Here is a 19,636-nt window from a genome sequence, read left to right on the forward strand (position 1 = left end):
GACTGGAGGGCCGCGGGCGGGGTGGGCCCGCGGCCCTCCAGTCCGCGCCTGCGCACCCCGCCGGAGCCGACGGTGGGCCCCTTCTTGGTGCCGGCCTTGCGGACCGCGCCGCGGCGCCGCGAGTTGCCCGCCATCAGTGCGCGCCCCGTTCGCTCAGCGACCAGGCCGGCCCGTCCCCGGTGTCGGTGACCTCGATGCCCGCCTCCTTGAGCCGGTCGCGGATCTCGTCGGCCAGCGCCCAGTCCCGGTCGCCGCGGGCCTCTTCCCGGCGGGCGAGTTCCGCGCGGGCCAGCACGTCGACGGCGGCCAGCGCCGCGGAGGTCTCGTCGCGCGACTCCCAGCGCTCGTCGAGCGGGTCGCAGCCGAGGATGCCCATCATGGCCCGGATGCTGCCGGCGTGGGTGCGGGCGGCGGCGGTGTCGCCGGCGTCGAGCGCCCGGTTGCCCTCGGCCCGGACGTGGTGCACCTCGGCCAGCGCGATCGGGACCGCCAGGTCGTCGTCGAGCGCGGCGGCGAACCGCGGTGTCCACTCGCCGACCTCGACGCTGCCGGCGCGGTGGCGCACCCGGTGCAGGAAGTCCTCGACGCCGCAGTAGGCGCGCACCGCGTCCTGCAGGGCGGTCTCGGAGAACTCCAGCATCGACCGGTAGTGGGCGCTGCCCAGGTAGTAGCGCAGTTCGGCGGGCCGGACCCGGGCCAGCACCGCGGGCATCGACAGCACGTTGCCCAGCGACTTGCTCATCTTCTCCCCGCCCATGGTCACCCAGCCGTTGTGCAGCCAGTACCGGGCGAAGCCGTCGCCGGCGGCGCGGCTCTGGGCGATCTCGTTCTCGTGGTGCGGGAAGACCAGATCCATGCCGCCGCAGTGGATGTCAAACTCGGGGCCGAGGTAGGCGCGGGCCATCGCCGAGCACTCCAGGTGCCAGCCGGGCCTGCCGCGGCCCCATGGGGTGGGCCAGGACGGCTCGCCGGGCTTGGCCGACTTCCACAGCGTGAAGTCGCGCTGGTCGCGTTTGCCGGTCGCCACGCCCTCGCCCTGGTGGACGTCGTCGATCTTGTGGCCGGACAGTTGCCCGTAGTCGGGGAAGCTGAGCACGTCGAAGTAGACGTCGCCGCCGCCTTCGCGCAGGTCGGTGTAGGCGTGGCCGGTGTCGATGAGCCGGGTGATCAGTTCGACCATCTCGGTGATGTGCCCGGTGGCGCGCGGCTCGGCCGACGGCGGCAGCACCCCGAGCGCGTCGTAGGCGGCGCTGAAGGCCCGTTCGTGGGTGGCGGCCCACTCCCACCAGGGCCGGCCGGCCGCGGCGGCCTTGGTCAGGATCTTGTCGTCGATGTCGGTGACGTTACGGATGAACGCGACGTCGTAACCGCGGGCGGTCAGCCAGCGGCGCAGGATGTCGAAGGCGACGCCGCTGCGCACATGACCGATGTGCGGCATGCCCTGAACGGTGGCGCCGCACAGGTAGATCGAGGCGTGGCCGGGCCGCAGCGGGACGAAGTCGCGCACGGCGCCGGTCGCCGTGTCATGGAGCCGCAGGCGGGCGGGATCGGTCACGACGTGCCAGCTTACCGGGCGTTCCGACGGCTATGCGGGCCCTACCACCAGGGCGGTGGCGATCGCGGCCATCCCCTCGCCGCGGCCGGTGAGGCCCAGCCCGTCGGTGGTGGTGCCGGAGACCGACACCGGGGCGCCCAGCAGGCCGGTGAGCAGCCGCTGCGCCTCCTCCCGGCGCGGGCCGATCCTGGGCCGGTTGGTGATCACCTGGACCGCGACGTTGCCGATCCCGAACCCGTCGGCGGTGAGCAGGTCCCGCACGTGGCCGAGCATCTGCGCGCCGGTCACCCCCGCCCAGCGCGGATCGCCGACGCCGAAGACCGTCCCGACGTCGCCGCGGCCGGCCGCCGACAGCAGCGCGTCGCAGATGGCGTGGGCGGCCACGTCGCCGTCGGAGTGCCCGGCGCAGCCGTCGGCGTCGTCGAAGTGCAGCCCGAGCAGCCGGCACGGCCGGCCGGCCTCGATCGGGTGCACGTCGGTGCCCAGCCCCACCCGGGGCAGGGCGCTCACCGGTCCACCAGCGCCTGGGCCAGCGTCAGGTCCAGCGGGTTGGTGATCTTGAAGGCCAGCGGATCGCCGTCGACGGTCTGGACCTGCCCGCCGATGTTCTCCACCATCGCCGAGTCGTCGGTGAACGCGGCGTCACCGGCGCGTTCATAGGCGCGCAGCAGCAGATCGGTGGCGAAGCCCTGCGGGGTCTGCACGGCCCGCAACCCGGCCCGCTCCGGGGTGCCCAACACCGCGCCGTTGGCGTCGACGGCCTTGATGGTGTCGGTGACCGGCAGCGCGGGCACCACCGCGGAATGGCCGGCGTGCAGCGCTTCGACGACCCGCACGATCAGCGCCGGCGGGGTCAGCGGCCGCGCCGCGTCGTGAACCAGCACGAACCGCGGGTCGCCGACGGCGGCCAACGCCAGACGTACCGACTCGGTGCGGCTGGCACCCCCGGCCACCACCTCGACGTCCTCGCCGCCCAGGATCAGTTTCGCCTGGTCGGTGCGGTCCGCCGGGACGGCGATCACCACCCGGTCGATCACCCCGGATTCCTGCATACCGGTGACCGCCCGCTCCACCAGCGTGCGGCCCGCCAGCTGGAAGAATGCCTTGGGCACCCCGGCTTTGAGACGCTTTCCGGCTCCGGCGGCAGGCACCACCGCCACGGTCACCGGATTGTCACGAGGCGGCAGCGAGCACCTCGTCGAGGATGGTGTTGGCCTTGTCGTCGTCGGTGTTCTCGGCCAGCGCGAGTTCGCCGACCAGGATCTGGCGGGCCTTGGCCAGCATCCGCTTCTCCCCCGCGGACAGGCCACGCTCCTGGTCCCGGCGCCACAGGTCCCGAACCACCTCGGCGACCTTGTTGACGTCGCCGGAGGCGAGCTTCTCCAGGTTCGCCTTGTAGCGACGCGACCAGTTCGTCGGCTCCTCGGTGTGTGGCGCACGCAGCACCTGGAAGACCTTGTCGAGACCCTCCTGCCCCACGACGTCCCGCACACCCACGTACTCGGCGTTCTCGGCGGGCACCCGTACGGTGAGATCGCCCTGCGCCACCTTCAGGACGAGGTATTCCTTCTGCTCGCCCTTGATGGTCCGGGTTTCAATCGCTTCGATCAGCGCAGCACCGTGGTGGGGATAGACAACCGTGTCTCCGACCTTAAAAATCATCTGAATTGAGCCCCTTTCGCTCCTCCATGCTAGCACGCGGCCCCGACGCACCTTTCCCAACGGTGCAGGTCAGGGGCACAGTCGGGCCGAACCGGGGGTTGACAGACCGCTGAATACATGCAACAGAGACGCTGATCCGGGGCGGTCGCCGAGGTGGCGTGGGTCACCGCGAGCCGGTCCACCGCACCCGCCCGCCCACCCGGATGGCCCCTCCGCTACCACGGCGCGGACCCGACCCATTACTGTGCATAGCCAAGGTGCACAGCCGGATGCGCACCGGTGCGGCATCGCCGACCCCACGACGGGCCGATCCCACAACTGCATGTCCCAACCGCCGAGCAGGAGGCTTTGAGTGAAACCGATCCGCAACCGCCTGTCGGTCGTTTCCGCCGGGTTCGCCGCCGGCGCCCTGATGCTCGGCACCGTGCTGACCGGGTGCGGCACCGGCCAGCACTCCCAGTCCGCCGACCAGCTTCCGGCCGTCAACGGCGCCGAGGCCACGCTGCAACAGGTGGCGTTGCGCGACATCTACATCCAGGCCGTGCAGAGCACCGATTACCTGCAGGCCGGCCGCACGGTGAAGCTGGTGTTGGCCATCGCCAACGAGTCGCTGGAGACCAACGAGCACCTGGTGTCGATCACCACCGACATCGGCGACGTGACGCTCAACCCGACCAAGCCGGAAATCCCGGTCGGCGGGCGGCTGTTGGTCGGCACCCCGGTGGGTCAGACCGCCAGCCCCAAGCAGGAGAACGTCAACACCGCCGAGGCCACCGTGGAGTTGAGCGAGCCGATCACCAACGGCATCGACTACGACTTCACCTTCACCTTCGAGAAGGCCGGCTCCACCACCGTCGCGGTGCCCATCTCGGCCGGCCTCGCACCGCAGCCGGTCCCGGCGGACTGACCGCGGCGACTGTCGGACCCGACCGATACGGTCGCCGGGTGGCCAAGGCACGTTCGCAGTACCGCTGCTCGGAGTGTGGGCACCTCACCGCCAAGTGGGTGGGGCGCTGCCCCGAATGCGGGACCTGGGGCACCGTCGACGAGGTCGCGCCGCTCGCCGCGGCGGCCGGACCGCGGCCGGTCACCCCGATGCGCCCGGCGGTGTCGATCAGCACGATCGAACCGGCCCACACCCGCCACCATCCCACCGGGGTCGATGAACTGGACCGGGTGCTCGGCGGCGGGGTCGTCCCCGGATCGGTGACGTTGCTGGCCGGGGATCCCGGCGTCGGGAAATCCACGCTGCTGCTTCAGGTCGCGCACCGCTGGGCGGCGGGTGGCCGACGCGCGCTGTACATCTCCGGTGAGGAGACCGCCGGGCAGGTCCGGATGCGCGCGGAACGCACCGGCTGCGCCCACCCGGAGGTCTACCTCTCCGCCGAGAACGACCTGCACACCGTGCTCGGCCACCTCGACGCGGTGGCGCCGTCCCTGATGATCGTCGACTCGGTCCAGACCGTCACCGCCGCCGACACCGACGGGGTCAGCGGCGGGGTCACCCAGGTGCGCGCGGTCACCACCGCGCTGACCGCCGCCGTCAAGGCTTCCGGGGTGGCGCTGGTGCTGGTCGGCCACGTCACCAAGGACGGCGCCATCGCCGGGCCCCGCTCGCTGGAGCACCTGGTCGACGTGGTGCTGCACTTCGAGGGCGATCGGGATTCCGCGCTGCGGATGGTGCGCGGGGTCAAGAACCGCTTCGGCGGTGCCGATGAGGTCGGCTGCTTCCTGTTGCGCGACAACGGGATCGAGGGGGTCGCCGACCCGTCCGGGCTGTTCTTGGACCGGCGCGGTGAACCGGTCCCCGGCACCGCGATCACGGTCACGCTGGACGGCAAACGGCCGCTGGTCGGCGAGGTGCAGGCGCTGCTGACCACCCCGGCCGGCGGCCCGCCGCGCCGCGCGGTCAGCGGCATCGACCACGCCCGCACCGCGATGATCACCGCGGTACTCGAAAAGCACGCCGGGCTGCCGGTCAGCAGGCGGGACATCTACCTGTCCACGGTCGGCGGCATGCGGCTCACCGACGCGTCGGCGGATCTGGCGGTCGCGATGGCGTTGGCCTCCGCGCTTGCCGACCTGCCGTTGCCGGCAGGCACCGTCAGCATCGGCGAGGTGGGCCTGGCCGGTGACCTGCGACCGGTGGTGGGGATGGAGCGCCGGCTGGCCGAGGCCGCCCGGCTGGGTTTCACCACCGCCCTGGTGCCGCCCGGCACCGGCGCCGCACCGCCGGGGCTTCGGGTTATCGAGTCGGCCACCATCGTCGACGCCCTGCAGCACCTGGCCGACATCGCGGTGCGCCCACGGCCGCGCCGCCCGGCGCTGCGTCTGCTCGATGCGCCACCACCGGATCCCGGCGCAGAGCAGAATGGGTGAGCGTGAGACCCGACACCCCGCCCACCCTGCGTGACACCGTCGCCCGACTGGCCCCCGGCACCGGCCTGCGCGACGGCCTGGAACGCATCCTGCGCGGCCGCACCGGCGCGATCATCGTGCTCGGCCACGACGAGAGTGTGGAAGCGGTCTGCGACGGCGGGTTCTCCCTCGACGTCCGCTACGCGCCGACCCGGCTGCGGGAACTGTCGAAGATGGACGGCGCGGTGGTGCTGTCCACCGACGGCGCCCGCATCCTGCGCGCCAACGTGCAGCTGGTGCCCGACCCGTCCATCCCGACCGACGAGTCCGGCACCCGGCACCGCTCGGCGGAGCGCACCGCCATCCAGACCGGCGTCCCGGTCGTCTCGGTCAGCCACTCGATGAACATCGTCACGGTCTACGTCAACGGCGAACGGCACGTGCTGGCCGACTCGGCGACCATCCTGTCGCGGGCCAACCAGGCCATCGCCACCCTCGAACGGTTCCGGGCCCGGCTCAACGAGGTCAGCAGGCAGCTCTCCCGCGCCGAGATCGAGGACTTCGCGACGCTGCGCGACGCCATGACCGTGGTGCAGCGCCTCGAACTGGTCCGCCGGATCGGGCTGGAGATCGACGACGACGCGGTCGAGCTGGGCACCGACGGCCGCCAGCTGCGGCTGCAGCTGGAAGAGCTGCTGGGCGGCAACGACTCGGCGCGGGAACTGTTCGTCCGCGACTACCACGCCAACCCCGAGCCGCTGACCAAGACGCAGGTCGCCGCGGTGCTCGATGAGCTCGACACGCTCTCCGACAGTGAACTGCTGGACTTCACCATGCTGGCCAAGGTGTTCGGCTACCCCTCCACCGACGAAGCCCAGGACTCGGCGGTCAGCCCGCGCGGCTACCGGGCGCTGGCCGGCATCCCGCGGCTGCAGTTCGCCCACGCCGACCTGCTGGTCCGCGCGTTCGGGTCACTGCAGGGGCTGCTGGCGGCCAGTGCCGGGGACCTGCAGTCGGTGGAGGGCATCGGCACGATGTGGTCGCGCCATGTCCGCGAAGGACTTTCGCAGCTCGCCGAGTCGACGATCACCGACCGGTTGAGCTGAGGCGACCGTCAGTTACCCGGGCCGTGCGGCACCTCTTCGACCGGGCCCGGCGGCGGACCGGTGGGCGCCTGCGGCTGCTGCTCGTCGGGCTGCTGCTCCCCCGGCTGTTGCTCGGGCGGTGGCGCCTCCCCGGGCTGGGCGGCATCGGCGAGGATGAACGGCACCGAAGCGGACCGCAGATTGCCCAGCTGGACCACCAGGTTGTAGGTGCCCGGGCCGATCGGCTTGCGCGGCAACGGGCACTGCGGCGCCGACCCGGTGCCGGTCCAGGTCACCGTGGTGACCACCTGCTCACCGGGTTTGAAGTCCTTGACCAGGGTCTCGTTGGACGGCGCGCAGTCCAGGTTGGACCACAACCGCTGGTTGTCCAGGGAGTAGACGTAGGCGGCGAGCACCGCGGCGCCGACGTCACGCTTGCAGGTGACCAGCCCGATGTTGGTCACCACCATGGTGAATTTGGGCTGCTCGCCCACCGTGTAGCGGGGCTGGTTGGTCAGGCCCTTGACCGCCAGCACCGAATCGGGGCAGTCGTCGCCCTCGTTGAGCACCGGCGGCGGCGTCACCGCCTCGGTGGGCGTCGGGGTGGGCGGCGGGCTCTCCTCGGCGGGCGGCACCACCGGAGTCTTGCCCTCCGGCTGTTCCGGGCCGGCCTGCTGCCCGGTCGCGGTGGTGTCGGTGTTCTCCTCGGCGGAACCGTCGCGGGTGACCGCCACGATGATCGCGATCACGATCGCGATCACCACCGCGGCTACCCCGAGCGCCAGCCCCCGGCGTCGCCAATAGATTTTGGGTGGGAGCGGGCCCTGCGGTTCCAAATCCAACACATCATCACGGTAAGCCCAGGTCAGCACAACACGTCCGATCGATCTCGGCGTGTCGCGACCGCGTTGTGACCTTCCGCGACTATCCGCGCGAATCGGGCGTCGGCGTCACTCGCCGATGTCGCCGAGGTGGTCGCGCAGTTCCACCTCGCCGTCGGCCAGGTGGTAGGTGGCACCGACGATCGCCAGGGTGCCCGCCGCGACCCGTTCGGCGATCACCGAGGAGCGTTCCCGCAACTGCACGACGGTCTCGTTGACGTGGCGGGTCTCGAACTCGTCGATGGTGGTCAGCCCCTCGCGCCGGCCCAGCAGGATCGAGGTGGTCACCGGCTCCACCACGTCGCGCAGGTAGCCGCCGGGGATCGCGCCGTCGTCGAGTGCCGCCTTGCCCGCCTTGACCGCGCCGCAGCTGTCGTGGCCGAGCACCACGATCAGCGGCACGTCGAGTACCAGCACCGCGAACTCGATCGAGCCGAGCACCGAGGTGTCGATGACGTGGCCGGCGGTGCGCACCACGAACATGTCGCCGAGGCCCTGGTCGAAGATGATCTCCGCGGCCACCCGGCTGTCCCCGCAGCCGAACACCACCGCGGTGGGGGCCTGCCCGTCGGCCAGGCTGGTGCGCCGCTCGATGCTCTGGCTGGGATGGGCCGGGGCACCGGCGACGAACCGCTGGTTACCCTCCCTCAGTGACCTCCATGCGGATATCGGATTCGTATTCGGCATACCCGGTATTCTGCACCGCCGCACACCGCCGACCGTCATGAGTATCCGTTCGACGGAGTTGCTGGACTGGTACGACCGCGCCGGGCGCGATCTGCCGTGGCGCGACCCGTCGGTCAACGCGTGGCAGATCCTGGTCAGCGAGATCATGTTGCAGCAGACCCCGGTCGCGCGGGTCCTGCCGGTGTGGACCGCCTGGGTGGCGCGCTGGCCGACCGCGTCGGCGACCGCGGCGGCCGGCCCCGCCGAGGTGCTGCGCGCCTGGGGCAAGCTGGGCTACCCGCGGCGGGCCAAACGGCTGCACGAATGCGCCGTCGTGGTCGCCCGCGACCACGGCGACACGGTCCCCGCGGACGTGGAGACCCTGCTCGAACTGCCCGGGGTGGGCGCCTACACCGCGCGGGCGGTGGCCTGCTTCGCCTACCGGCAGCCGGTGCCGGTGGTCGACACCAACGTGCGGCGGGTGGTGGCCCGCGCGGTGCACGGCCGGGCCGAGGCCGGCGCCCCGGCGGCCACCCGCGACCACGCCGACGTGAGCGTGCTGCTGCCCGATGACGCTGTGGCACCACGGTTCTCGGCGGCGCTGATGGAGCTGGGCGCGCTGGTGTGCACCGCGCGCAGCCCGGACTGCGGGCAGTGCCCGCTGAGTTCCTGCGCGTGGCGGGACGCCGGCTACCCGCCGTCCACGGCCCCACCGCGGCGGGTGCAGCGCTACGCCGGGACCGACCGGCAGGTGCGCGGCCGGCTGCTCGACGTGTTGCGTGCCGCCGACTCCGCGGTGCCCGGCACGGCGTTGGACGCCGCCTGGACCGTCGATGCGGCCCAACGAGACCGGGCGCTGGCCTCGCTGCTCGCCGACGGCCTGGTGGAGCGCACCCGCACCGGGTGGTACGCGCTGCCCGGGGAAGGCTGAGCGTTCCGGCGGGCTCAGCCCCGGCCGTGCAGGAAATCCGCGACTGCCCGGCGGTAGAGGTCCGGCGCCTCGTCGTGGATGAGATGGCCGGCCTGCGGAGCCGCCAGATAGCTGCTGCGCGCGCCCGTTTCGGCCATGCGGCGCATCTGGCCGGCCGGGGTGACCGAGTTGCCCGCCTCGATCAGCAGGGTCGGGGCACGCACCGCCCGCCATTGCGCCCAGTAATCGCGGGTGCCCCACTCGGCGGCGATCTCAATCCAGCGGGCGGTGTGTCCGTGCAGCCGCCACCCGGTCGCGGTCCGGTCGAACGCCTCCAGGAAGTACCGGCCGGCGACCGGGCCGAATTCGGCGAACACCTGCTCGGCGGTGTCGAATTCGGCCGGCAGGGCGTGCAGCCACGGCTCCCACGGCCCGGTGGTGCGGCCCCGGAAATCCGGTGCCATGTCCTCGACCACCACCGCGGTGACCAGTTCCGGGCGGCCGGCGGCCAGGCACCAGGAGTGCAACGCACCCATCGAATGCCCGATCAGGGTGACCGGCTCCCCGAGCGCGGCGACCGCGTCGCCCAGGTCGGCGACGAACCGCTCGGTGCTGATCGGATACGGGTCGGCGACGTCACGGCCCCGATGCCACGGCGCGTCGTAGGTGTACACCGCCCCGCACTCGGTCAGCCACGGCAGCTGCCGCCCCCAGGTGCTGCCGCGGCCCATCAGCCCGTGGACCAGCACCAGCGGCGCACCGCGACCGCCGCGGCGGTGGAGCGATCCGCCGCCGGGCGTCGGCTCGACAGCCATCCCGATCCCCTCCCGACCGAAGTTGCGTGCCGGTTCGACCGGCCTGGCAGGCACGGTAGCCTTGCCGCATGCCAGTGGTGAAGATCAACGCTATCGACGTCCCGCCGGGCGCCGGCCCCGAACTGGAGAAGCGGTTCGCCAACCGGGCACACACGGTGGAGAAGTCACCCGGCTTCCTCGGGTTTCAGCTGCTGCGCCCGACCAAGGGCGAGGACCGCTACTTCGTGGTGACCCAGTGGGAATCCGACGAGGCGTTCCAGGCCTGGGTGGACGGCCGCGGCGCCGAGGCCCACGCCGGGTCCCGCGCCCCGGTGGCCAGCGGCGCATCGTTGTTGGAGTTCGAGGTTGTCCTGGACGTTGCCCCCGACGCCGCCCGCAGCTGACCGGATCCGCCGGCGGCTGGCGCTGGTCACCGCGGTCGGGATGAGCGTCGCACTGGTCGGCGGGTGCAGCCCGTCGGCGTCGCCGGCCACCGACACCCGCGACCCCGGGACCCGGATCAACACCCAGACCCCGCCGGGCCTGCGCGCCCAGCAGACCCTGGACATGCTCAACTCGGAATGGCCGATCGGGCCGGTGTCGGTGAGCACCCTGGCCGCCCCGGACAAGGTCGACGAGGTCGTCGAGAAGATGGACTCGCTGTGGTGGGACCGGCCCTACACCCTCAATGAGGCCGACGTGCACGCCAACTCGGCCACCCTGCGGCTGACCGCCTCCTACGGCGCCCGCCAGGACGTCGACCTGCGCCTCGACGACGCCGGGCGGGTGAGCCGGTTCGAGGTCACCACCCACAAACCCGTCGTGACGTCCTGGCGCGACGTCGAGGAGACCCTGGCGCGCACCGGGGCGCGGTTCTCCTACCAGGCGGCCCGGGTGGTCGACGGGCGCTGCGAACCGGTGGCCGGCGCCAACACCGGCGAGTCGCTGCCGCTGGCGTCGATCTTCAAGCTGTACGTCCTCTACGCGGTCGCCGACGCGGTGCAGGCCGGCACCCTGTCCTGGCAGGACCCGCTGACGGTGACCGCCCGCGCCAAGGCCGTCGGCTCCTCCGGGCTGGAGGAGTTGCCGCCCGGGGCGCAGGTCTCGGTGCGCACCGCGGCCGAGAAGATGATCGCCACCAGCGACAACATGGCCACCGACCTGCTGATCGAGAAGGTCGGCACCACCGCGGTGGAGCGGGCGCTGGTGGCCACCGGCCACCACGACCCGGCCAGCATGACCCCGTTCCCGACCATGTACGAGTTGTTCTCGGTCGGCTGGGGCACCCCGGACCTGCGGGAACAGTGGCAGCACGGCACCCCCGCCGATCGGGCGCAGCTGCTGGCCGACGCCAAGTCGCGGCCGTACCGGCCCGACCCCGTCCGCGCCCACACCCCGGCCTCGAGCTACGGCGCGGAGTGGTACGGCAGCGCGGAGGACATCTGCCGAGTGCATGCGGCGCTGCAGCGGCAGGCGGTCGGTGCGGCCGCCCCGGTCACCGACATCCTCGCCGCGGTGGCCGGCATCGACCTGAACCGCAACGACTGGCCCTACATCGGCGCCAAGGCCGGCGGGCTGCCCGGCGACCTGACATTCAGCTGGTATGCGGTCGATCGCGGCGGGCAGCCGTGGGTGGTCAGTTTCCAGCTGAACTGGCCGCACGACCACGGTCCGCGGGTCGCCGGCTGGGTGCTACAGATCGCCAAGCAGGTCTTCGCGATGCTGCCCACCGAGGGCTGAGGCTCGACGGACAAGGCGGCCGGCTCCGGGCCGACCGCCCCGACGTCCGCCGAGCGGTTCTACTCCGACGGGGTCGAGCCGGCGGCCGCGTCGGCCAATTCGGCCGAGCCGACCGGTTTCGGACCGCCGGTGAAGGTGAACACCGCCTCTTCGCCGGAGCTCTCGCCGTCCCAGTTGTCCACGTCGACGGTGACCAGCTGGCCCGGCCGCAGCTCCTCGAACAGGATTTTCTCGCTCAACTGGTCCTCGATCTCGCGCTGAATGGTGCGCCGCAGCGGCCGCGCCCCCAGCACCGGGTCGAAGCCCCGCTTGGCCAGCAGCGAGCGGGCCTTGTCGGTGAGCTCCATCGCCATGTCCTTGGCCTTCAGCTGCTCGCCCACCCGGGCGATCAGCAAGTCGACCATCTGGATGATCTCCTCGCGGGTCAACTGGTGGAAGACGATGATGTCGTCGATGCGGTTGAGGAACTCCGGCCGGAAGTGCTTCTTGAGCTCGTCGTTGACCTTGAGCTTCATCCGCTCGTAGTTGTTCTCCCCGCCGCCCTGGGTGAAGCCCAGACCGACCGCCTTGGAGATGTCGGAGGTCCCCAGGTTGGAGGTGAAGATCAACACGGTGTTCTTGAAGTCGACCGTGCGGCCCTGCCCGTCGGTGAGCCGGCCGTCCTCGAGCACCTGCAACAGCGAGTTGTAGATCTCCTGGTGGGCCTTCTCGATCTCGTCGAACAGCACCACCGAGAACGGCTTGCGCCGCACCTTCTCGGTGAGCTGGCCGCCCTCCTCGTAGCCGACGTACCCCGGCGGGGCGCCGAACAGCCGCGAGGCGGTGAACCGGTCGTGGAACTCGCCCATGTCGATCTGGATCAGCGCGTCGTCGTCACCGAACAGGAACTCCGCGAGCGCCTTGGACAGCTCGGTCTTGCCGACCCCGGAGGGCCCGGCGAAGATGAACGACCCCGACGGCCGCTTCGGGTCCTTCAGCCCGGCCCGGGTGCGCCGGATCGCCTTGGAGACCGCGTTGACCGCGTCGTCCTGGCCGATGATCCGCTTGTGCAGCTCATCCTCCATGCGCAGCAGCCGGGTGGTCTCGGCCTCGGTGAGCTTGAACACCGGGATACCGGTCCAGTTGCCCAGCACCTCGGCGATCTGCTCATCGTCGACCTCGGCGACCACGTCGAGGTCGCCGGAGCGCCACTGCTTCTCCCGCTCGGTGCGCTGGGCGACCAGTTGCTTCTCCTGGTCGCGCAGGCTCGCGGCCTTCTCGAAGTCCTGCGCGTCGATCGCCGATTCCTTCTCCCGGCGGGCGTCGGCGATCTTCTCGTCGAACTCCCGCAGGTCCGGTGGCGCGGTCATCCGGCGGATCCGCATCCGGGCGCCGGCCTCATCGATCAGGTCGATGGCCTTGTCCGGCAGGAACCGGTCGTTGATGTAGCGGTCGGCCAGGGTGGCCGCGGCCACCAGCGCCGGGTCGGTGATCGACACCCGGTGGTGCGCCTCGTAGCGGTCCCGCAGGCCCTTGAGGATCTCGATGGTGTGCTCCACCGACGGCTCGCCGACCTGCACCGGCTGGAAGCGGCGCTCCAGGGCGGCGTCCTTCTCGATGTACTTGCGGTACTCGTCGAGGGTGGTGGCGCCGATGGTCTGCAGCTCACCGCGGGCCAGCTTGGGCTTGAGGATCGACGCGGCGTCGATCGCGCCCTCGGCGGCGCCGGCCCCGACCAGCGTGTGCAGCTCGTCGATGAACAGGATGATGTCGCCGCGGGTGTTGATCTCCTTGAGGACCTTCTTCAGCCGTTCCTCGAAGTCACCGCGGTAGCGGCTGCCCGCGACCAGCGAACCCAGGTCGAGGGTGTAGAGCTGTTTGTCCTTGAGCGTCTCGGGCACCTCGCCGTTGACGATGGCCTGCGCCAGCCCCTCGACGACCGCGGTCTTGCCGACGCCGGGCTCACCGATCAGCACCGGGTTGTTCTTGGTTCGCCGGGAGAGCACCTGCATCACCCGCTCGATCTCCTTCTCGCGGCCGATGACCGGATCGAGCTTGCCGTCGGCCGCCGCGGCGGTCAGGTTGCGCCCGAACTGGTCGAGCACCAGCGACGTCGACGGGCTGCCGGACTCGCCGCCGCGCCCGCCGGTGCCGGCCTCGGCGGTCTCCTTGCCCTGGTATCCGGAGAGCAGCTGGATGACCTGCTGACGCACCCGGGTTAGTTCCGCGCCGAGCTTGACCAGCACCTGAGCGGCGACGCCCTCGCCCTCCCGGATCAAGCCGAGCAGAATGTGCTCGGTGCCGATGTAGTTGTGGCCGAGTTGCAGCGCTTCACGCAGCGACAGTTCCAGGACCTTCTTGGCCCGCGGCGTGAACGGGATGTGCCCGGAGGGCGCCTGCTGGCCTTGGCCGATGATCTCCTCGACCTGGCTGCGCACCCCCTCCAGGGAGATCCCCAGCGACTCCAGTGACTTGGCGGCGACCCCTTCACCCTCGTGAATGAGGCCGAGCAGGATGTGCTCGGTGCCGATGTAGTTGTGGTTGAGCATCCTGGCCTCTTCCTGCGCCAAGACCACAACCCGACGTGCCCGGTCGGTAAATCTCTCGAACATCGGTGGTTACCTTCTCCCTACACATCGGCACGATGATCGGCGGTTCGCGCCTGCCGTCCACTGTAGTGGCGGCACGCCTGCCTTCCCACCGCACGGTGGCTCCCCGGCAGCGATCCGGGTACCGATTCACCCGGCCGTTCTCCGGCCATACGTGGGCAACGCCGGGATCAGCGGAAACGTTTCGACAATCGGTTCGCCGGCAGCGAACGCGCCGGCCGGCTCAGGTGGCGGCGTGGAACGCCTCGATCACGTCGGCCGGGATCCGGCCGCGGGTGGAGACGTTGTGGCCGTTGCGGCGCGCCCACTCCCGGATCGCGGCGCTCTGCTCCCGGTCGATCGCGCCGCGGCGACCGGTGCTGCTGCGGCCGCGCTTGCGGCCACCGACCCGACGGCCGGCCTCGACCCAGCGTTTGAGGTCGCCACGCAATTTCTCCGCGTTCTTGGTCGACAGGTCGATCTCGTAGGTCACCCCGTCGAGGCCGAATTCGACGGTTTCATCCGCCTTCGCAGTGCCGTCCAAATCGTCTACCAGCGTCACCGTAACCTTTTTCGCCATTTCCCGACCACTCACCTTCCGTTTGCACTGCGATACGCGATTACCGCACGGTTCAGCACCGCGCCATAACAGGGTAAACCATTCGGTGCGGCGATTATGACTGCGGTTATTCCGCGAAGGATCAGCCGTCGTGACGACGAACAATGGGGAACAGGACCGTCTCCCTAATTGACAATCCCGTCAATGCCATCAGGAGCCGGTCCACTCCCATTCCGGTGCCGGTGCACGGCGGCATCGCGTATTCGATGGCGGTCAGGAAATCCTCGTCGAGCGCCATCGCCTCGTCGTCACCGGCCGCGGCGGCGCGGGCCTGCGCGACGAACCGCTCGCGCTGGACCACCGGGTCGATCAGCTCCGAATATCCGGTGGCCAGCTCGAATCCGCGCAGATAGAGATCCCATTTCTCGGTGACGCCCGGGATGCTGCGGTGCTGTCGGGTCAGCGGGGTGGTCTCGACCGGGAAATCCCGTACGAACGTGGGGGCATAGAGGGCGTTGCCGACGGTGTGTTCCCACAGTTCCTCGACGAGTTTGCCGTGCCCGTAACCGCGGTCCTCGGGCACTTCCACACCCAGTTTGTCGGCGATGCGGCGCAGCACCGGCACCGGCGTTTCCGGGGTGATCTGCTCACCGAGCGCCTCGGACAGCGAGGGATACATTTCAATCGACGCCCACTCCCCGTCGACGTCGTAGGTGCTGCCGTCGGGCAGCGGGACCTGCCGGGTTCCGATCGCTTCGTCGGCGACCTCTTGAATTAGCTGGCGGGTGACGATCTCGGAGTCGTCGTAGGTGCCATACGCCTGATAGGTTTCCAGCATGGAAAATTCCGGTGAATGAGTGGAGTCAATTCCTTCATTCCGGAATACCCGGTTCAACTCGAATACTTTGTCGAATCCACCGACCACGCAGCGTTTCAGGAACAGTTCCGGCGCGATCCGCAGATACAGGTCGGTGTCCAGCGCGTTGGAGCGGGTGACGAACGGGCGGGCCGCCGCGCCGCCGGCCAGCACCTGCAGCATCGGGGTCTCGACCTCGAGGAACCCGCGCCGCTCCAGCGCGTTGCGCAGCGCGCGGACCACCGCGATGCGCTGGCGGGCCACGGTCCGCGCCTCCGGGCGCACGATCAGGTCGACGTAGCGCTGCCGCACCCGCGCCTCGTCGCTCATCTCCTTGTGCGCGACCGGCAGCGGCCGCAACGCCTTGGCGGCCATCTCCCAGGTGTCGCCGAGCACCGACAACTCGCCGCGCCGGGAGCTGATCACCTCGCCGTGGACGTAGACGATGTCACCGAGGTCGACGTCGCTCTTCCACAGGTCGAGCAGCTCCTGGCCGACCCCGGCGAGGCTGATCATCACCTGCAACTGGGTGCCGTCCCCCTCCTGGAGCGTGGCGAAGCACAGCTTGCCGGAGTTGCGGGCGAACACCACCCGCCCGGACACCCCGACGATCTGACCGGTGGCGGCGTCGGCGGGCAGGTCGGGGTGCGCGGCGCGGATCTCGGCCAGGGTGTGGGTGCGCTCGACGTTGACCGGGTAGGGCTCACGGCCCTCGGCCAACAGGCGTTCCCGCTTGGCCCGGCGGATCCGGAACTGCTCGGGTAGGGCGGATTCGTCGGAGGTCACGACCCGCGAGCTTACTGGGCTGCTCACCCTCGCCGAGCCGCCCCCGACCGGCGGCCCGCCGCGGCCGGGTCAGCGCGCGGTCTTGAGCCGCCCGCGGGAGCCGTCCCGGTTGCGTTCGAAGACCAGCTGCAGTCCGTGCAGCGTCAGGTGCGGGTCGCAGTGGTCGACGGTGTGCAGTTCGGGCAGCAGCAGCGGGGCGGTGTGCCCGGTGGCGACCACGGCGACCGCATCGCCGGCGAACCCGTCGACCTCTGTGCGGATGCGCTGCACCAGCCCGTCGACCAATCCGGCGAAGCCGAAGATCGCGCCGGCCTGCATGCATTCCACGGTGTTCTTGCCGATGATCGAGCGCGGCCGGGTCAGCTCGATGCGGCGCAGCCCGGCCGAACGAGCCGCCGAGGCGTCGGAGGACACTTGGATGCCGGGCGCTATCGCGCCGCCGAGGAACTCCCCCTTGGCCGAGACCGCGTCGACGCAGATGGCGGAGCTGAAGTCGACGACGATGGCCGCGGTGCCGAACTTGCGGTAGGCGGCCAGGCAGTTGACGATGCGGTCGGCGCCGACTTCCTTGGGGTTGTCCACCAGCAGCGGGATTCCGGTGCGCACTCCCGGCTCGATGAGCACCTGCGGCACGGCCGGCCAGTACTGGTCGAGCATGATGCGGACCTCGTGCAGCACCGAAGGGACGGTGGACAGCGCCGCGGCGCCGGTGAGCCGCTCCCCGTCGTCACCGATCAGGCCGTCGATGGTCAGCGCCAGTTCGTCGGCGGTGATCTCCGTTTCGGTGCGGATCCGCCACCGCTGCACCACCTTGGCGTGCTCGCCGGGCCCGGCGAGCAGCCCCACCACGGTGTGGGTGTTGCGGACATCGATGGCGAGGAGCACGGCTACCGTGCGCTCGCGCGCGGGGAGAGCAGCTCGGCGGTCTCGGGGATGTCGAAGTCCGGCACGAACGCCGGGTCGTCGCCGAGGTCGACCTGCTTGTTGGCGGCGTCGACGAACACCACGCGGGGGCGGAACCGGCGCGCCTCCTCGTCGCTCATGGTCGCGTAGGCGATCAGGATGACCAGGTCGTCGGGGTGCACCAGATGTGCTGCGGCACCGTTGATCCCGATGACTCCGCTACCGCGCTCGCCGGTGATGGCGTAGGTGACCAGGCGCGCCCCGTTGTCGATGTCGACGATCGTGACCTGTTCGCCTTCGAGGAGGTCGGCGGCCTCCATCAGGTCGGCGTCGATGGTCACCGAGCCGACGTAGTGCAGGTCCGCCTGGGTGACGGTGGCCCGGTGGATCTTCGACTTCATCATCGTCCGTAGCATGAGTTCCTCCAACGTGTTCGGCGGCGGGTTCGGTCGGTCAGGTGTAGGGTCCGGCGGCGATGTCGACGGCGGCGTTGTCCAGCAGTCGGGTGTCGCCGACCTTGGCCGCCACCAGGATTCGTCCCGGGCCGAACGGCGGGGCCGGCCCCAGATCCGGGTCGCGAACCTCCAGGTAGTCCACCTCGATCGCCGGGATCGGGTCCAGCACGGCGCGGGCGGCGGCCACGGCCTGATCGGGTCCGCCTCCGGCGGCGCGCGCCGCGGCCAGCAGCGCGGCCGACAACGCGGTCGCCTGCTCACGCTGCCCGTCGTCGAGGTAGCGGTTGCGCGATGACAAGGCCAGGCCGTCGGGGTCGCGCACGATCGGCACGCCGGCGATCTCGGTGTCGATGTCGAGGTCTTCGACCATCTGGCGCACCAGCACCAGCTGCTGGTAGTCCTTCTCGCCGAAGAACGCCCGGTCCGGGCCGACGATCTGCAGCAGCTTGAGCACGACGGTGAGCATGCCCGCGAAGTGGTCGGGGCGGGCGGCGCCCTCGAGTTCGGCGCCCAGCGGGCCCGGCCGCACCACGGTGCGTCGGCCGTGCGGGTACATCTCGGCTTCGGTCGGGGTGAACGCGATGTCGACGCGTTCCTCGCGCAGCAGCGCCAGGTCGTCCTCCAGCGTGCGCGGGTAGGTGGCCAGGTCCTCACCGGCGCCGAACTGCAGGGGGTTGACGAAGATCGAGACCACCACCGCCGCGCCGGGCACCCGCCGGGCCGCGCGAACCAGGGTCAGGTGCCCGTCGTGCAGTGCGCCCATGGTCGGGACCAGCACGATCCGGCGGCCGGTGCCGCGCAGGGCCCGGCAGACCGCCGCGACATCGCGGGGCTCGCTGTAGCGGTTGAGTTCACCGGCGGTGAACTTCGGGCTGCCCGGCCTCATCGGGTCAGCACCTCCAGGACGTCGGCGGCGGCATCGGCCCGCCGGGCGGTGCGCAGCGAGTTGGTGCGGTAGGCCTCGGCCAGGCCGGCGTCCAGGGCGGCGAGCGCGTCGAGGTGGGCGGCGACCGCGGCGGCGTCGCCGCGGGCGACCGGGCCGGTCAGGGCGGCGCGGCCGCGGTGCAGGGTGTTCTCCAGGGCGGCCCGGGCCAGCGGGCCGACGACCCGTTCGGCGATGCCGCCGGGCTCGTCCTCGACCCACTGCTGGCCGAGCAGTTCCTGGCCGCGCAGCGCCGCGCGGAGCATCTCCACGGCGTCGGCGACCACGGTGACCAGGTGGTTGGCGGCGTGGGAGAGGGCAGCGTGATACAGCGTGCGGGACTGCTCGCGGACCCGCACCGGTTCGCCGCCGATCTCCAGGACCAGCGACTGGGCGATCGCATACCCGACCTCGTCGGCCGCGGTGATCCCGAAGCAGGCGTCCGGGAGTCGGGCGATGTCCTCGTCGGAGCCGGTGAACGTCATCGCCGGGTGGATGGCCAGCGGCACGCAGTCCCGCCCGGTCAGCGGGGCCAGCACGTCCACCCCGTGCGCACCGGAGGTGTGCGCCACGATGGTGCCGGGGCGCACCGCGGCGGTGGCGGCCAGCCCGGCGACCAGGCCGGGCAGTTCGGTGTCGGGTACCGCCAGCAGCAGCAGTTCGGCGGCCCCGGCCACCTGCGGCACCGCCGTCACCGGGGTGTCGGGCAGCCGCCGCTCGGCGCGCCTGCGGGAGGCCGCGGAGATGGCGCTGCAGGCCACCACCACGTGCTCGGCGCGCTCCAGCGCCACACCCAGGGCGGTGCCCACCCGGCCGGCCGCGATGACGCCCACCTTGAGTCGAGCGGGACGCAAGCCGTCGAACTGCGCCATGCAGACGACCTCACAAGTCCTGTTGGTTCGTTCCAGTCCCGCGTGGCGGGTACCGGACGGTCGGG

Annotated in this window: 20 protein-coding genes and 1 pseudogene; 6 read left to right on the top strand and 15 right to left on the bottom strand. The window is 71.1% G+C overall.

The features are described 5' to 3' along the window. From AWC30_RS17425 to carD, 5 genes and pseudogenes are all read right to left on the bottom strand, one after another. Nucleotides 1–134, bottom strand: a pseudogene (locus AWC30_RS17425) (23S rRNA (guanosine(2251)-2'-O)-methyltransferase RlmB); the annotation flags it as partial. Beyond that, nucleotides 134–1,555: a cysteine--tRNA ligase gene (cysS, locus tag AWC30_RS11750; protein WP_085110416.1), complete on the bottom strand. Its 1,422-nt coding sequence runs from the start codon at nucleotides 1,553–1,555 to the stop codon at nucleotides 134–136. The gene cysS and the pseudogene AWC30_RS17425, both read right to left, overlap by 1 nt. A gap of 30 nt (nucleotides 1,556–1,585) precedes the next feature. After that, nucleotides 1,586–2,065, bottom strand: a complete 480-nt coding sequence (ispF, locus tag AWC30_RS11755) for a 2-C-methyl-D-erythritol 2,4-cyclodiphosphate synthase (RefSeq protein WP_085110417.1) — start codon at nucleotides 2,063–2,065, stop codon at nucleotides 1,586–1,588. Continuing rightward, nucleotides 2,062–2,721 (bottom strand): 2-C-methyl-D-erythritol 4-phosphate cytidylyltransferase, encoded by a 660-nt coding sequence (gene ispD, locus AWC30_RS11760; protein WP_234808059.1) that lies wholly within the window; start codon nucleotides 2,719–2,721, stop codon nucleotides 2,062–2,064. The genes ispF and ispD overlap by 4 nt, the downstream gene beginning before the upstream one ends. A 7-nt stretch (nucleotides 2,722–2,728) precedes the next feature. Beyond that, nucleotides 2,729–3,217: an RNA polymerase-binding transcription factor CarD gene (carD, locus tag AWC30_RS11765; protein WP_085110418.1), complete on the bottom strand. Its 489-nt coding sequence runs from the start codon at nucleotides 3,215–3,217 to the stop codon at nucleotides 2,729–2,731. Between the two features lie 412 nt (nucleotides 3,218–3,629). On the opposite strand from carD, the gene AWC30_RS11770 reads away from it, so the two are divergent. From AWC30_RS11770 to disA, 3 genes are read left to right on the top strand one after another with little or no spacing between them, the layout of a single operon-like run. After that, nucleotides 3,630–4,124: a copper chaperone PCu(A)C domain-containing protein gene (locus AWC30_RS11770; protein WP_109562039.1), complete on the top strand. Its 495-nt coding sequence runs from the start codon at nucleotides 3,630–3,632 to the stop codon at nucleotides 4,122–4,124. Between the two features lie 38 nt (nucleotides 4,125–4,162). Next, entirely contained in the window at nucleotides 4,163–5,596 is a 1,434-nt protein-coding gene (gene radA / locus AWC30_RS11775; protein WP_085110420.1) for a DNA repair protein RadA, read from the top strand. A gap of 2 nt (nucleotides 5,597–5,598) precedes the next feature. Then, the gene (gene disA, locus AWC30_RS11780; protein WP_085110421.1) at nucleotides 5,599–6,681 is read left to right on the top strand and encodes a DNA integrity scanning diadenylate cyclase DisA; all 1,083 of its coding nucleotides are present in this window, start codon (nucleotides 5,599–5,601) and stop codon (nucleotides 6,679–6,681) included. 8 nt (nucleotides 6,682–6,689) lie between these two features. Here the strand turns inward: disA and AWC30_RS11785 are convergent, their stop codons facing one another. Both AWC30_RS11785 and AWC30_RS11790 read right to left on the bottom strand, forming a co-directional pair. After that, nucleotides 6,690–7,505: a hypothetical protein gene (locus AWC30_RS11785; RefSeq protein WP_085110483.1), complete on the bottom strand. Its 816-nt coding sequence runs from the start codon at nucleotides 7,503–7,505 to the stop codon at nucleotides 6,690–6,692. Between the two features lie 105 nt (nucleotides 7,506–7,610). Then, nucleotides 7,611–8,228, bottom strand: coding sequence for a carbonic anhydrase (locus AWC30_RS11790; RefSeq protein ID WP_085110422.1), 618 nt, complete (start codon nucleotides 8,226–8,228; stop codon nucleotides 7,611–7,613). Between the two features lie 37 nt (nucleotides 8,229–8,265). Between AWC30_RS11790 and AWC30_RS11795 the strand changes: the two genes are divergently transcribed. Beyond that, nucleotides 8,266–9,138, top strand: a complete 873-nt coding sequence (locus AWC30_RS11795) for an iron-sulfur binding domain-containing protein (RefSeq protein ID WP_085110423.1) — start codon at nucleotides 8,266–8,268, stop codon at nucleotides 9,136–9,138. 14 nt (nucleotides 9,139–9,152) lie between these two features. Here the strand turns inward: AWC30_RS11795 and AWC30_RS11800 are convergent, their stop codons facing one another. Beyond that, a complete protein-coding gene (locus AWC30_RS11800) occupies nucleotides 9,153–9,932 on the bottom strand; it encodes an alpha/beta fold hydrolase (protein WP_085110424.1) in 780 nt (259 codons plus the stop codon). Between the two features lie 68 nt (nucleotides 9,933–10,000). Here AWC30_RS11800 and mhuD point away from each other — a divergent pair, with 68 nt between their 5' ends. Beyond that, nucleotides 10,001–10,315 (top strand): mycobilin-forming heme oxygenase MhuD, encoded by a 315-nt coding sequence (gene mhuD, locus AWC30_RS11805; protein WP_085110425.1) that lies wholly within the window; start codon nucleotides 10,001–10,003, stop codon nucleotides 10,313–10,315. After that, nucleotides 10,290–11,651 (top strand): serine hydrolase, encoded by a 1,362-nt coding sequence (locus tag AWC30_RS11810; RefSeq protein ID WP_372507176.1) that lies wholly within the window; start codon nucleotides 10,290–10,292, stop codon nucleotides 11,649–11,651. Before mhuD ends, AWC30_RS11810 begins: the two co-directional genes overlap by 26 nt. Before the next feature lie 59 nt (nucleotides 11,652–11,710). Here AWC30_RS11810 and clpC1 read toward each other — a convergent pair whose 3' ends face one another. The 7 genes from clpC1 to AWC30_RS11845 form a co-directional block, all read right to left on the bottom strand. Next, nucleotides 11,711–14,242, bottom strand: coding sequence for an ATP-dependent protease ATP-binding subunit ClpC (gene clpC1 / locus AWC30_RS11815; protein WP_085110426.1), 2,532 nt, complete (start codon nucleotides 14,240–14,242; stop codon nucleotides 11,711–11,713). Between the two features lie 220 nt (nucleotides 14,243–14,462). Then, the gene (lsr2, locus tag AWC30_RS11820; RefSeq protein WP_085110427.1) at nucleotides 14,463–14,798 is read right to left on the bottom strand and encodes a histone-like nucleoid-structuring protein Lsr2; all 336 of its coding nucleotides are present in this window, start codon (nucleotides 14,796–14,798) and stop codon (nucleotides 14,463–14,465) included. Nucleotides 14,799–14,919: 121 nt separating this feature from the next. Next, entirely contained in the window at nucleotides 14,920–16,419 is a 1,500-nt protein-coding gene (lysS, locus tag AWC30_RS11825; RefSeq protein ID WP_085110428.1) for a lysine--tRNA ligase, read from the bottom strand. Nucleotides 16,420–16,488: 69 nt separating this feature from the next. Continuing rightward, complete coding sequence (locus AWC30_RS11830) at nucleotides 16,489–17,304, bottom strand: type III pantothenate kinase (RefSeq protein ID WP_085110429.1); 816 nt, start codon at nucleotides 17,302–17,304, stop codon at nucleotides 16,489–16,491. 2 nt (nucleotides 17,305–17,306) lie between these two features. Beyond that, nucleotides 17,307–17,738, bottom strand: a complete 432-nt coding sequence (gene panD, locus AWC30_RS11835; protein WP_085110430.1) for an aspartate 1-decarboxylase — start codon at nucleotides 17,736–17,738, stop codon at nucleotides 17,307–17,309. 37 nt (nucleotides 17,739–17,775) lie between these two features. Further along, nucleotides 17,776–18,663: a pantoate--beta-alanine ligase gene (gene panC / locus AWC30_RS11840; protein ID WP_085110431.1), complete on the bottom strand. Its 888-nt coding sequence runs from the start codon at nucleotides 18,661–18,663 to the stop codon at nucleotides 17,776–17,778. Continuing rightward, nucleotides 18,660–19,571 carry a Rossmann-like and DUF2520 domain-containing protein gene (locus AWC30_RS11845; protein ID WP_085110432.1) on the bottom strand — a complete coding sequence of 304 codons (912 nt, stop codon included), beginning with the start codon at nucleotides 19,569–19,571 and terminating at the stop codon, nucleotides 18,660–18,662. Before AWC30_RS11845 ends, panC begins: the two co-directional genes overlap by 4 nt. Nucleotides 19,572–19,636: the final 65 nt, after the last annotated feature.

Origin of the sequence: Mycolicibacillus trivialis (assembly GCF_002102395.1) — a bacterium.
In the GTDB taxonomy this organism is placed as follows: domain Bacteria; phylum Actinomycetota; class Actinomycetes; order Mycobacteriales; family Mycobacteriaceae; genus Mycobacterium; species Mycobacterium triviale.